Raw genomic sequence first — 13099 nt, 5'->3', positions numbered from 1 at the left:
TTAATCTTTTGAGCTCAATTACGTATAATTCGCGAACGTTGTTATCCCGATGGATTTGTTATGAGCTCCAGCTTATTTGCCCCAACAATCGAAACCATAGATTATCCATTTCCGCCAAAACCCGTGCCGCTATCCGATGCGCAGAAGGCCGACTACAAGACACGTATCAAGCAACTGCTGATTGAAAAAGATGCGGTATTAGTTGCCCATTATTATACCGACCCAGAAATTCAAGCACTTGCTGAAGAAACCGGTGGCTGTGTTTCTGATTCCCTCGAAATGGCGCGCTTTGGCCGTGATCATCCCGCCAAGACGTTAATCGTCGCTGGGGTGAAGTTTATGGGGGAAACCGCTAAAATTTTAAGCCCTGAAAAAACCATCCTAATGCCGACCCTTGAAGCAACTTGTTCATTGGACTTAGGTTGCCCCATCGATAAATTCAGCGCCTTCTGTGACGCCCATCCAGATCATACCGTGGTCGTTTACGCTAACACCTCAGCGGCAGTAAAAGCCCGTGCTGATTGGGTGGTCACCTCGAGTATTGCCCTTGAAATCGTTGAGCACTTAGACAGCGAAGGCAAAAAAATTATTTGGGGTCCGGACCGTCATTTAGGCAGTTACATTGCCAAACAAACGGGCGCCGAAATGCTGATGTGGCAGGGAGATTGTATCGTACACGATGAGTTTAAAGCGAACGCACTGCGCGATATGAAAAGCGTCTACCCAGATGCTGCAATCCTTGTCCATCCTGAATCACCCGCCAGCGTGGTCGCTATGGCTGATGCTGTAGGCTCAACCAGTCAGCTAATCAAAGCTGCCCAAAACATGCCTAACGAGCGTTTTATTGTGGCGACCGATCGCGGTATTTTCTACAAAATGCAGCAAGCAGCACCGGGCAAAACCTTAATCGAAGCGCCGACCGGCGGTAATGGTGCGACCTGTAAGAGCTGCGCTCACTGTCCTTGGATGGCGATGAACGGCTTAAAGGCTATTGAAGCGTCATTAAGTGATAGCGACAAAACGACTCATGAGATCTTTGTCGATGAAGATTTGCGAGTGAAAGCCTTAATTCCGCTGACGCGTATGCTCGATTTTGCGAAGACGCTCAATATGAAAGTGAAGGGCAACGCCTAAGTGCTTTGAGCTCAACACCGAGAGTTCACATAAATATCCCCGCATTGCGGGGATATTTTTTAATCGCAATACGACAAATAACAAAAAGCCCTGCAAATGCAGGGCCTTGATTACGCGTGATAATCAAAGATTATTTGGCGTTCATTAACGCAACCGCGTTGTCTAACATACGGTTACTGAAACCCCATTCGTTATCGTACCAAGCCATTACTTTGACTAAACGGCCGTTAACGCGAGTTTGGGTCGCATCGAAGTTAGATGAAAACGCATTGTGGTTAAAGTCGATAGACACCAATGGCTCTTTATTGACGGCTAACACTTCGCTCAATGGCGCAACGCTAGCTGCACGCTCGATAATCGCGTTAACTTCTTCAACGGTAGTGTCACGTGATGCAATGAAAGATAAATCCACTAAAGACACGTTAACTGTGGGTACACGTACCGCTAAGCCGTCGAATTTGCCTTGTAATTCAGGCACAACTAAACCTACTGCCGCGGCAGCGCCAGTTTTAGTTGGGATCATCGACAGTGCTGCAGCGCGGGCGCGGCGTAAGTCAGTGTGGTAAACGTCAGACAAACGTTGGTCGTTGGTGTAAGCATGAATGGTGGTCATTAAACCCGATTCAATACCAATTTCGTCGTTTAACGGTTTAGCAAAAGGCGCTAGACAGTTAGTGGTACAAGACGCGTTAGAAATTACAGTCATGTCAGCCGTTAATACATTGTTGTTTACACCGTAAACAACTGTTGCATCAACATTTTTTCCTGGAGCAGAGATAATCACTTTCTTTGCGCCTGCCGCTAAATGTGGTTGAACAGAATCTTTAGAAGTGAAGATACCGGTACATTCGAAAACTACGTCAACCTGTAAGTCGTTCCAAGGTAATTTGCCTGGATCGCGTTCTTGGAAGGTGAGGATCTTGTCGCCGTTGACATAAATTGCTTCGGCATCATGCTCAACTTTGGCATTGAAACGACCATGTACAGAATCGTATTTGGTCAGGTGAGCGTTGATTGATGCATCGCCTAAATCGTTAATGGCAACAATTTTAATTGGGTATGCTTTTTCGCTTTCGTACAGGGCGCGTAATACGTTTCTACCGATACGGCCATAACCATTTATTGCTACACGGATAGTCATCTCATATCCCTCTGGTGATTATAAAATTCAACTGGTAGTAAAATTACCAAACTGACAGCTATCGTCAAGTTAATTCGGCAGTTTTGCCAGAATTTAGTTAACAAAATAGGTGTTTTTTTTACATCGGTCGCGAAAATACCATTTTTAGCACGGCATTTGGATAAAAAATTACAAAATGGCAAACATTTTGCCGACGTTACTTAAGGCGTAAACATCAGGGCCTGTTTGGCTTCTCTGGTTCGACGGTCGTTGCCGCAGGCTGTGTTACCTCTGTTTGAGGTGGAGCAAGCCAGAGCGCAACAGGGCTAGTCGAATAGAGGCCATCTTCTAACGCATTGATCAAGTTCTGGGCGTATTCATCTAATCTTGTCGCCAGCGTTTTGTTGCCACCGATTAAGGCTAGCATCTTATCTTCAGAATACTTCTGCTGCGTAAGTATTAAATTGGCTTTTGTCAGCATGTAAGTTTTTTCTAGCGCTTGGGTTTGGCGATAGGCTGCAGCAAGCCCAAGCAACCAATTTGGATCAAAGTCAGCGTATTGGATCTCTGCAAACACAGTAAGGTAGAGTTGTTGCGCTTTGATGGCATTACGGTTGCTGTAGTAGGTGGCTATTTGCGCTAAAAGAAATGGCTCAGTGACTTCGCCAGCATTTTCTTGCGCCAAGAGTCGGTTTAACGCATCCGTGTCACCAAAACGCGTCCACTGGTAATAAGACATAAAGGGATCTTGGCGCTCACGAGTTTCATCCTGCAACTGACTCAAATTTTGTGTACTTAGTCGAAAGGCTCTGGCTCTATCAGCTGTGCGGCTTGTGTGGATAATGTGCTGAACACCAGAGGCCAATTCAATACATCGACTGTAGTCCTCGAGGTAAGTTAACTGTTGATAAAGTTGTTTACCGGTAGGGTTAACATTGTCAATAAGCTCGTATCGACTCTGAATAAGCTTCGTCTTCTCCGCTAAACACCAGCCATCCTTATGCAAATCGGCACAAATTTCAGGATTATTTTTACAAATCGTTTGGATATTTCGGCCATTATCACAACCGAAAATACTCATCACGAGGGCAAATGATGTAATTATTACTAGATTTTGTCTCAAAACACGCTCCAAAATGCAATTTTCTCTAATAAAATTACAGATTTACAGAAAATATCTTACTGGTAAGCAGACACAGATTTCATTACAATGGCGCCGACCAAAACACTGGGTTTTCCCTAAAACCTGCATAAGATTATTGGTCTTTTCGTCATGTTACTCAAACCTTTCAATACATTTTATTGAAAAGTGAGATAAAGGATCTGTAAATGAGCGCTGATAAACACCTACAAAGTTGGCAAGAACGTTTTGAAATGGCAGAGGCAATGCAACCTTTGCTGGGCAAGTTATACCGTAACCAAGGCGTCGAAGTTGTGGTTTATGGTAAGCCATTACTCAATGCTTCTACTATTGAGATTATTAAAGCGCACCGTTTAGTTCGTCGTCATGTCGGCGAAAAGTTACGTTTACGCGAGAGTTTCCCGTTTGTTCAAGCTTTAAGCCGACTCGCTGTTAAACAATGCAAAGTGGATATTGGTAAGCTTGCCGTTAAATACTGGGCTGAACATACCGATACCAATGAAATTGAAAGCTATATGGCACGCGAATTAGCCGCTGCGATTGATCATGCCGATGATATCGCTCCACGTGATGTAGTATTGTATGGTTTTGGTCGTATTGGCCGTTTATTAGCACGCTTACTTATCGAACGTACTGGCCGCAGTAACAAGTTAAGATTACGTGCCATCGTATTGCGTGGCGGTAAGAAGGGCGATTTAGAAAAACGCGCCAGTCTACTTCGCCGTGATTCAGTACACGGTCCATTCAACGGCTCTGTTGAAGTGGATGAAGAGAACAACGCCATCATTGCTAACGGCACGTATATCCAAGTGATTTACGCAAACTCACCAGATGAAGTGGATTACACCAAATACGGTATTACAGATGCCTTAGTGGTAGACAACACCGGTATTTGGAAAGACGAAGCAGGCCTTGGCTTACACTTGAAGAGCCCTGGTGCAAGCAAAGTGTTATTGACTGCACCTGCAAAAGGCGCGATCAAGAACATCGTTTACGGTGTGAACGAAGGCGACATTACGCCAGAAGACATCATCGTGTCAGCAGCAAGCTGTACGACTAACGCGATTACGCCAGTACTGAAAGCAGTAAACGACAAGTACGGTATCGAGAATGGCCACGTTGAAACTATCCACTCATACACGAACGATCAAAACCTGATTGACAACTACCACAGTGCTGACCGTCGCGGTCGCAGTGCACCATTAAACATGGTGATCACAGAAACTGGCGCAGCCAAAGCGGTTGCTAAGGCGCTGCCTGTATTAGCCGGTAAGTTAACAGGTAACGCGATTCGCGTACCTACACCAAACGTGTCTATGGCAATCATCAGCATGAACTTAAATGCTGAGACCAACAAAGACGAATTAAACGAATATCTAAAAGACACGGCGCTGCAATCACCCTTGCAAAACCAAATCGATTATACAGACTCAACTGAAATCGTATCGAGCGATTTAGTCGGTTCTCGCTATGCGGGTGTCGTTGATTCTCAAGCGACGATTGCTGAAGGTAAACGTGCCATTCTGTACGTATGGTATGACAACGAATTTGGTTACAGCTGCCAAGTGGTCGGTGTTATGCAAACGATGTTAGGATTAACCACACTGTCGTTGCCTGCTTAATTTCAATAGCCATTAAAAAGCCAATACCCATATAATGCCGTTCACTTAAGAGTGAACGGCATTTTTCTTTGGTCTAACCGGATACTTATTTTGCTCATTTAAAGGCCCCTTGGATAAGCCGCTTCGCCCAAAGGCTGCTAGATTTTGAACACTATCGGCTGTCCGCCACACCATCGACGCCATACAGGTTCAGACCACATCAATAAGGGTGTTCGGCTCTCGCGTGCTAGGTATTCGCGCTACGGCCGAACACTTCTCGAACGACCTCACTGCCTAATCGTTTACGTACCTGAGTCACTGCACTATGTGCAACATAATCAATCTCTTGTGGCAAAACAATGTCGAGTTTGTTGATGAGTGATCGAACAGACTCCCCTCGGAACAACGGCCCAAATCATCGCATCAATTGCCAATTTGCATCGTCTGAGTGTGGCAACACCTTGTGAGTCTAAACAGGATTGAATTAACTCAGGCTATAACACATCAGCGAGGCAGGTGAATTTGGTTAGGCGGGTAATATGAGTGCGAACAAGTGCTTCTGAGAGTTGCATAAAAATCCGATGACAAGAGGTCATCGGATTTTGATCTTTCTAGCGAGACGGTTAACTGAGCAGTGTTGACTAACCAACATTACATATCCATGGGCTTTTTTGTAGGTGCAAGACAGTCTTTTTAGTCCGGGCTGAGTTCACCCACCAAGTTTTGCAGCATAGCGGTTTTAATCTCAATCGGCTTTAAGTTTTTCGAGAGTAGATAATGCAACTTGGCCAATGCAGCTTCTATTGTCATATCCGCACCGCTGATCACCCCTGCTTTGGCGAGGGCATTTCCTGTCGCATAACCGCCCATATTCACTTTGCCTTGGAAACATTGAGTAAGATTAACCAAAACAATGCCACGTTCATCTGCTTGTTTTAAGGTTTTGAGTAGCGCAGCATCCTGCGGCGCATTTCCAACTCCAAAGGTCAGTAATATCAGCGCTTTAACGGGTTGTTGCAGTATATTCTCAAAAATTTGAGTTGAAATACCTGGGTAGAGAGTGACGACGCCCACGGGCTGAGGGCTGATATTGGCCACTTCCAAGGGTTTATTACTCGGCGTGGCTATTTTGCCTGCACGCAAATTAATTTTGATCCCCGCTTCGAGCAGTAAGGGGAAGTTAGGCGAGGCAAATGCATCAAAACCATCTGCATGGGCTTTAGTGGAGCGATTACCACGGAATAGTTTGTTATTAAAGAATAAACAAACCTCAGCCACAGGATAGTTTGCGGCAATATACAGAGAGTTTAACAGGTTGGTTTGACCGTCAGATCGTAGCTGCGCCAAAGGGATTTGTGAGCCAGTGACAATCACAGGTTTTGATAAACCCTGCAGCATAAATGACAGCGCCGATGCGGTATAGGCCATGGTATCTGTGCCGTGGAGAATAACAAAACCATCGTACTTGTCATAATTGGCGTTTATATCGTCAGCGATCATTTGCCAGTCTGTGGGCGCCATGTTCGATGAGTCGATGAGTGGACAATACTCGTGGATCACAAACTCGGGCATTTCGGCATGGTAGAACTCGGGCATGGATTGTACACATTGGGTGAGAAATCCCGCTACTGGCGCGAAGCCATTATCGGTTTTTTGCATGCCTATGGTGCCGCCCGTGTAGGCGACATAAATGGAGCGTTTAGTCATTCTTGTCGTTATCTTAGCTTCACGTAGGCTAATTATACGATTTTACTGACATAAACCCAATAAAAAAGCCCGAAGGATCGGGCTTTAATCTGAGGTTTGCCCTCTAATGTTTAGGGCGTGTTGACGTTTCGAGATTAGATTTTGTTCGTTCTGGCAAGCTCGTGCTCGCGAAACGAGGAATGATGTGTAGTTATTCTACTCAAATGACGAGTGACAAAGAGCAAGGGCTTGCCAGACGAACCCTTAGGGCAGTATTTGGCTGGCTTTTCTGCTGCGTTATCGTCCGTTTATGTAGAATAACTACACAGCACGGACTTTTCCTTGCATAAAAGCCAGCCAAATTGCTGCAAAAATAACCCTGAAACGTCAACACGCCCTAGTTAATTATGCAGCTATCACAATACACATACACATGATTTGGATCATTAAAGGCGGCGATAGTTTTTAAGTTGCCAGCCCATTGATTCAGCATTTGCTCAAGCAGTGTTGAATGACTGAGTGATGCGGGTAAATAAGCTGAGACGGAAGCAAACATTTGCTGCACAAAACGTTGCTCTGGCGTCAATTCTTGCTCAATTAGGCGGGTATCGAACAGACTCAAATTCGCCAATTGGGCCGCTTTAGTAACGGCTTGGTCGATATCACCGAGCTCATCCACTAAGCCTAATTCCAATGCTTTTTTACCACTCCATACTCGGCCTTGGGCTATTTTATCTACTTGCTCTAAGCTGATTTTTCGTTCTTTGGCGACCAGTGAAATAAAGTCTAAGTAGCCACGCTCAATATGACGCTGAATCACAGACTCGATTTGCGGTGATAGGGTACGGGTTACAGACAACCCCGCCCATTCCGATGTCGATACGCCGTCGGTATGAATGCCTAAGCTTGCAAGGGAATCTTCAAAGGTAGTAATCATACCGAAGATGCCAATAGAGCCTGTCAGTGTCGTTGGCGTTGCGAAGATATAATCTGCACTAGCCGAAATCCAATAACCACCTGAGGCCGCTAGGCTACCCATGCTTACGACAACAGGTTTACCCGCAGCTTTAAGGGCGAGCAATTCTTGGCGAATTTGCTCTGAAGCGAATGCGCTACCACCAGGGCTGTCAACTCGCAATACCAGTGCTTTAATATGGTTATCAAAGCGAGCCTTACGCAGTAGATCTGCCGTGCTATCGCCTCCAATCTGGCCAGCAGGTTGACTGCCATTGAGAATCGTACCGCTCGCAACGATAATGCCGACACTGTCTTGCTCAATAAAGCTTGGTAGCGGTGTCACTAAGGTTAAATAATCGTAAAAGCTAACCTGTTTGAAGCTGTCGCCACTGTTCTCTTTGCCCACGGCATCGAGCATGATTTTACGAAACTCTTCATCGGTCGCAAGCGTATCGACCCATTTCATATTGAGGGCCATAGTCGCGGAGTCGCCTTCGGCTTTATCTAACTGAGCTAGATAGCTCGGAGAATCTAGCACTAACGCATTGGCATCGATTTGGCGATTTTTTGCAACCGTTTGGGTATAACTTTGCCATATATCAGCGAGTAGGGCACTGCTGGCTTCTCTGGCTGCATCCGACATATTGTCTCGCATATAGGGCTCTACAGCGGATTTAAACGTCCCAACGCGGAAGATATGCGCTTTTATCTTGAGTTTCTCGAGTGCGGATTTGAAGTATTGGTTGTACATACTTAATCCATCAAGGGATACGCTGCCTTGAGGATTTAGGTAGATGGTATTAGCAAAGCTGGCGAGAAAATATTGGTTTTGTTCGTAATAATTGCCAATAGCAACGACTTTTTTGCCACTTTCTTTAAAGCGATTAAGGGCATCGCCGATGGATTGCAATTTACTGATCCCGGCTCGCTTTAACTCAGCTAAGTCCAAAACGATAGTGCTGATCCTATTATCATGTGTAGCATTATCAATCACATAAATAATATCCGCGAGCAAGATTTCGCCGTCGCTGCTGCCGTTATTACCTTGCTTGAGCGCGGCTTCAATCGGATCAACTTGTTGTTTTTGATCGACAATTGAACCTGCAAGATTAAGCACAAGTGCAGCGTTATCTTCGACCTTTATGTCTTCACTGCTGCTAATAGCTATCAGAATAAGTGCTAGGAAACCAAAAAAAATCAGGTTGAGTATGAGCTTACGGGTCCCGTTAAGGACGTTCCAAATGAATAAGCATATTCTCTTGAAAAACGATGGGTTAGCGGACATTAGCCACTCCTTTGCATATCGAATGTGCCAATGCTAACTGAAAATCGCTTAACTGGCTAAACACAATTGTAAAGGATTTTAACTTTTAACCTGCTGGCAACTGTTGAGCTTACATTTGACTCAGGGTATGCTCATTTAAATCACTTGTTTAAAAAGGATGTTTGAATGTCGTTTCCCCATTTATTAGAACCCTTAGATCTGGGATTTACCCAGCTGAAAAACCGAGTGTTGATGGGCTCGATGCACACAGGTTTAGAAGAAGAAAAGGGCGGATTTGAGAAACTGGCAGCGTTTTATAAAGAGCGCGCATTGGGCGGCGTGGGGTTAATTGTCACTGGCGGGATATCACCAAACCTACGTGGCCGCTTAACCCCCCATGCCTGTCAGCTCAGTTTCCCTTGGCAAGTGGGTAAACACCGTATTGTGACACAAGCGGTACATGAGGCTGGCGGTAAAATCTGTATGCAAATCCTGCATGCGGGTCGCTATGGTTATCATCCTTTTTCGCAGGCACCGAGTAAAATCAAGTCGCCTATTACTCCCTTTACGCCTTCGGCCATGTCGAGCCGTCAAGTGCGTGGCACGATTAAAGACTATGCCAGTTCCGCCGCATTAGCGAAAAGCGCTGGGTATGACGGGGTTGAAGTCATGGGCTCCGAAGGTTACTTAATCAACCAATTTATCAGTTCGCGCACCAATACCCGCAGCGATGAATGGGGCGGCAGTTTTGAAAAACGCGCACAATTCCCAATTGAAATTGTGAATGCTATCCGCGCTAAAGTAGGCAAAGATTTTATTATTATCTTCCGCTTATCGATGCTCGATTTGGTTGACAATGGTTCAACCTGGGATGAAGTGGTACAACTGGCAAAGTGGCTTGAACATGCCGGTGTATCGATTATCAACACCGGGATCGGCTGGCATGAAGCTCGTGTACCCACCATTGCGACCAGTGTTCCCCGCGGCGCCTTTGCTTGGGTCACTGAAAAACTTAAAAAGTCGGTTGCAGTGCCCCTGATTGCCACAAACCGTATTAATACGCCTGAAATAGGCGAGCAAATTATTGCCTCAGGTCAAGCAGATATGGTGTCAATGGCGCGGCCGTTTCTTGCCGATCCTGAGTTTGTGAATAAAGCTGCAGCCAATACGCCTGAACTTATCAATACCTGTATTGGTTGCAATCAGGCCTGTTTAGATCATACCTTCTCGCTTAAGCGAGCTACCTGTTTAGTCAATCCTCGCGCCTGTTATGAAACAGAGATTAACTTTTTACCGACCACTAACAAGAAGCATATTGCAGTGATGGGCGCGGGCCCAGCTGGGATGGCATTTTCGGTTTATGCGGCGATGCGCGGCCATGAGGTTGTGCTTTTTGAAGCAAAATCCGAGGTGGGTGGTCAGTTTAATCTGGCACGTAAAATCCCAGGAAAAGAAGAATTTAACGAGACCATTCGTTATTTCCTCAATCAAATTAAACTGCATAAAATTGATTTGCGCTTAAATACCCGCTTGGATGCAAAGGTACTGGAAACCGAAAAGTTTGATGAAATCGTCATTGCCTCGGGCGTGGTCCCGCGTGAGTTAAGCTTGCCTGGATTTGATAGCCCTAAAGTGGTGGATTATCAACAGGTACTGACGGGACAAACTGCGATTGGTGACAAAGTCGCTCTGATTGGTGCCGGCGGTATTGGCTTTGATATGGCGCATTATCTTTGTGAATCGGAGTCGAGCACGCTTAATCCTGAAAAATGGTTAAAGCAGTGGGGCATTGACAAGCAATATCAGCATGCGGGTGGGTTAGCCGAGCCTGAAGTCGATAATAGCGATCATAGACAAGTCTATTTGCTGCAACGCAAAACCTCGAAAATGGGCCAAGGCTTAGGTAAAACCACCGGCTGGATCCACCGTTTGGTGTTAAAACAGCACGATGTGAAGATGAAAACGGGCGTCAACTATGAAAAGTTTGATGATGCTGGTCTACATATACGTGTTGGCGAACAAGTCGAAGTGTTGGCTGTGGATAATGTGATTCTCTGCGCCGGACAAGAGTCTAACCGTACTTTAGTGGATGAGATGAAAGCTTCAGGTATTCCCGTGCATTTGATTGGCGGTGTCGATGTGGCCGCCGAGCTCGATGCAAAACGCGCCATTCGCCAAGGTGCCGAGCTTGCTATGCGGCTGTAGTTTTTAAGTATTTTCACCAACAAAAAGCCTGAGTCTGACTCAGGCTTTTTGTTGATTGAGATTGAATATAAGACACTATCTGTAGAGGAGCATCTTCTTAGTTGGGTAAAGCCCATAACTGACGACACGAGTGCCACTGGCCATTGATGTGGTTACCAGGCCATTAAAAATTTGGCTTTGCCGTCACAACAGTCTGTTTCTAGACTGCAAAATTAGCGCACGCACTCAGTTATCGCGCCAAAGTCTTTGATGAGATAAGCTTGACAGCTTTCATAGACGAGTGGGCGTGTGTATTCACCGTAGGCAAAGTTTCTGGTTTTGTTGATCATCGACTCGCCAACCCAAGTCACTCCCAAAAATGCCTAAGAGTTTAAGACAACTATTTTAGTCTTCGACCACTTCTTGCTGTGGCACTGCTTTAAGATTGCCGGTTTTACGCGTCGATGGGGTTTGGGCGCGCCTGTTACCGCAAGAATAGGTCACCACGGCAGCACCTTCGGGGGATAAATCGAGTTCTAAATCTTCGCTAGGAATACAGCAGCAGGGCAGGCATTCGTCGGCATTAAGCTCGGCTAAAGGCTCGGTTAAATAGCTGACGCTGCCGCTAATAATACGGGTTTTGCAGGCGCCACAAAAACCACTACGACATTCAGAGAAAATTCTGACCTTTTTAGCTTCGAGAGCTTGCAGTAAAGAACTGTGCTGCTGGGTGAATAGCAGCACTGGTTGCCCTTGCAGGCGCACAATGGGCGCCTTGGCAAAGGGGCTGTTCAATGGATGGCTCTTGAGCAGGTTCGACTTAGTCATTTCGTAATCTAGTCATTTCAAAATCAAAAGTGATTAGAGATCGAAATCAAGGAATTCATCACTGTCGACGGCGGCATCGATTTGGCCGACCAGATAGGATGACACTTCCACTTCTTGTGGGGCCACTTGTACCGCGTCACTCTCTAGCCAGTTTTTCATCCATGGCAGTGGGTTAGTTTGCTCAGCGTAAGGAAGCGGCAGGTTAACTGACTTCATCCGTTGGTTAGTAATGTACTCAACATATTGGCAGAGGATTTGTTCGTTTAGACCAATCATTGAGCCGTCTTTAAACAGGTATTTAGCCCATTCTTTTTCTTGCTCTGCGGCTTTGAGGAACAGGTTGTAGGCTTCCTGTTGGCATTCAGCGGCAATCTCTGCCATTTCTGGATCGTCTTTGCCGCCCTGCATAATGGTTAAGATATGCTGAGTGCTGTTTAAGTGCAGCGCTTCATCACGGGCGATAAGGCGAATAATTTTCGCGTTACCTTCCATAAGCTTACGCTCTGCGAAGGCAAATGAGCAGGCAAAGCTCACGTAGAAGCGAATCGCTTCGAGCGCGTTAACTGACATCATGCACAGGTACAGGGCTTTTTTCAGGGTGCGGGTATTCACCTCTACTGGCTCACCATCAATCTCATGGGTGCCTTCACCAAGTAGATGATATACCTGAGTCAATTTAATCAGGTGATCGTAGAACTCGGCAATGTCTGTGGCACGGCGGAGGATCTCATGGTTCACCACGATATCATCAAAAATCACCGAAGGATCGTTGACGATATTGCGAATGATGTGTGTGTATGAGCGCGAATGAATGGTCTCGGAGAATGACCAGGTTTCAATCCAAGTCTCTAACTCTGGCAGTGACACCAATGGCAAAAAAGCCACGTTAGGCGAACGGCCTTGGATTGAATCGAGCAGCGTTTGATATTTCAGGTTAGAAATAAAAATATGCTTTTCATGATCTGGCAGTGAGTTGTAGTCGATTTTATCGCGGCTCACATCGACTTCCTCTGGACGCCAGAAGAAAGACAGTTGCTTTTCGATTAGTTTTTCAAACACTTCATATTTTTGTTGGTCATAACGTGCGACGTTCACCGATTGTCCGAAAAACATGGGTTCACGGGTGGCATCGTTGGGTGTTTGGCAAAAAGTAGAGTAGGTCATGTACGAGTATTCCAATAAGT

At 45.7% G+C, this 13099-nt stretch carries 9 protein-coding genes and 1 pseudogene; 3 read left to right on the top strand and 7 right to left on the bottom strand.

The genetic code is table 11. The features are described 5' to 3' along the window. Window positions 1-60: 60 nt before the first annotated feature. Window positions 61-1134 (top strand): quinolinate synthase NadA, encoded by a 1074-nt coding sequence (gene nadA, locus H9J30_RS13750; RefSeq protein WP_240131520.1) that lies wholly within the window; start codon window positions 61-63, stop codon window positions 1132-1134. Between the two features lie 130 nt (window positions 1135-1264). On the opposite strand, the gene gap is transcribed toward nadA, so the two are convergent. Then, on the bottom strand, window positions 1265-2275 hold the full coding sequence (gene gap, locus H9J30_RS13745; protein WP_240131519.1) for a type I glyceraldehyde-3-phosphate dehydrogenase: 1011 nt from the start codon (window positions 2273-2275) through the stop codon (window positions 1265-1267). 214 nt (window positions 2276-2489) lie between these two features. Further along, a complete protein-coding gene (locus tag H9J30_RS13740) occupies window positions 2490-3377 on the bottom strand; it encodes a DUF2989 domain-containing protein (protein ID WP_240131518.1) in 888 nt (295 codons plus the stop codon). 206 nt (window positions 3378-3583) lie between these two features. Between H9J30_RS13740 and H9J30_RS13735 the strand changes: the two genes are divergently transcribed. Next, window positions 3584-5017, top strand: coding sequence for a glyceraldehyde-3-phosphate dehydrogenase (locus H9J30_RS13735; protein WP_023267065.1), 1434 nt, complete (start codon window positions 3584-3586; stop codon window positions 5015-5017). A gap of 105 nt (window positions 5018-5122) precedes the next feature. Here the strand turns inward: H9J30_RS13735 and H9J30_RS13730 are convergent. From H9J30_RS13730 to sppA, 3 genes and pseudogenes are all read right to left on the bottom strand, one after another. Next, window positions 5123-5568, bottom strand: a pseudogene (locus tag H9J30_RS13730) (transposase domain-containing protein); the annotation flags it as partial. Window positions 5569-5689: 121 nt separating this feature from the next. Next, window positions 5690-6703 carry an asparaginase gene (ansA, locus tag H9J30_RS13725; protein ID WP_240131517.1) on the bottom strand — a complete coding sequence of 338 codons (1014 nt, stop codon included), beginning with the start codon at window positions 6701-6703 and terminating at the stop codon, window positions 5690-5692. Between the two features lie 376 nt (window positions 6704-7079). Then, a complete protein-coding gene (gene sppA / locus H9J30_RS13720) occupies window positions 7080-8924 on the bottom strand; it encodes a signal peptide peptidase SppA (protein ID WP_240131516.1) in 1845 nt (614 codons plus the stop codon). A 165-nt stretch (window positions 8925-9089) separates the two neighbouring features. Here sppA and H9J30_RS13715 point away from each other — a divergent pair, with 165 nt between their 5' ends. After that, window positions 9090-11108 carry an oxidoreductase gene (locus H9J30_RS13715; RefSeq protein WP_240131515.1) on the top strand — a complete coding sequence of 673 codons (2019 nt, stop codon included), beginning with the start codon at window positions 9090-9092 and terminating at the stop codon, window positions 11106-11108. Between the two features lie 384 nt (window positions 11109-11492). Here H9J30_RS13715 and yfaE read toward each other — a convergent pair whose 3' ends face one another. Both yfaE and nrdB read right to left on the bottom strand, forming a co-directional pair. Next, window positions 11493-11915, bottom strand: coding sequence for a class I ribonucleotide reductase maintenance protein YfaE (gene yfaE, locus H9J30_RS13710; RefSeq protein WP_240131514.1), 423 nt, complete (start codon window positions 11913-11915; stop codon window positions 11493-11495). Window positions 11916-11948: 33 nt separating this feature from the next. Then, entirely contained in the window at window positions 11949-13079 is a 1131-nt protein-coding gene (nrdB, locus tag H9J30_RS13705) for a class Ia ribonucleoside-diphosphate reductase subunit beta (RefSeq protein ID WP_240131513.1), read from the bottom strand. Window positions 13080-13099: the final 20 nt, after the last annotated feature.

Origin of the sequence: Shewanella cutis, assembly GCF_022410515.1 — a bacterium.
GTDB lineage: Bacteria > Pseudomonadota > Gammaproteobacteria > Enterobacterales > Shewanellaceae > Shewanella > Shewanella cutis.
This window is presented reverse-complemented; position numbering and strand designations above follow the sequence as displayed.